Raw genomic sequence first — 828 nt, 5'->3', positions numbered from 1 at the left:
AGCTGCGCTGCTGCCCACGCCGGGCCACCGCGATCGTCCAAGCAATCCTCGTCCTGCACCACGTCGAAACCAACCGCTACGCAGGATGAAAATGGCTGATAAGACTCCGTGATGTCTCGACCGGGCACTGATTCTGCCTGCTGGGCATCGACCTGGCCTGTTCACGACGCCCAGACATAAGCGGGTTCGCCTTGATCGTGGACCGAGCCAAGCGCGATACGCCCAGCCCGGCCGCGTATGGGCCGCAGATCGAACCATGATCAACCATGATCCGGCGTGCTGATCTGCCACTGGCAACGCGTCCGAGACGACTGATCTGCCGATGCGGCGTGCGGTATGACCGGGCACCCGCCGTCGCGCATGCCGCGCATAACCCCCTTGCACGGGCCGAGCATCAGATGCCGCTTGTAGTGATGAGGTCACATATGGCAATATCTCATGTCCCCAGTCGTCTATGGCATGCGCTCCCCGATGCACGGCGGAAAATGAAGGGTTAGCGGTATGACGGCACGCAAGCGTAACGGCTGCGAGTGGAGAGCACTCTCAAGGCCCGAACTCGGCCTCGCCGACGTGATCAGCAACAACATCTCCGCCTCCGGTGAAGTACAAGAAGAGTGCCTTCATGCGCTGCGCAGCGCTCCGTCATTGCTGATGTTCAGCGACTACGGCGGAGCACACAAGCAGGCGCAGTATGAAGTCCTATCCTTTCTTATCTCGACGGTTCCGGGCCTAGTACTCCAGCAGGAGATCCGTTTCAGGGCTCGGTGAGGGCTTGTCGGGCGTAGTGGCTGATCTTGGCTTCGGCTTGGTGTTGGCGTCGGAAGATGG

General features: G+C 60.7%; 1 protein-coding gene and 1 pseudogene. Both read left to right on the top strand.

What is annotated here, in order from left to right; genetic code table 11:
* Window positions 1-89 (top strand): annotated as a pseudogene (locus tag SM450_RS31055) (IS5/IS1182 family transposase); the annotation flags it as partial.
* Window positions 90-501: 412 nt separating this feature from the next.
* Window positions 502-768 (top strand): hypothetical protein, encoded by a 267-nt coding sequence (locus SM450_RS31050; protein ID WP_474623332.1) that lies wholly within the window; start codon window positions 502-504, stop codon window positions 766-768.
* The last annotated feature ends 60 nt before the right edge of the window (window positions 769-828 follow it).

It is taken from the genome of Micromonospora marincola, assembly GCF_056150385.1.
The sequence above is the reverse complement of the archived record's forward strand: the minus strand, read 5'-3'. Positions and strand labels throughout refer to the sequence as shown.

Excerpts from the sequence above, each read along its gene's own strand:
- SM450_RS31050 (WP_474623332.1), top strand. The coding sequence starts at position 502 with ATGACGGCACGCAAGCGTAACGGCTGCGAGTGGAGAGCACTCTCAAGG.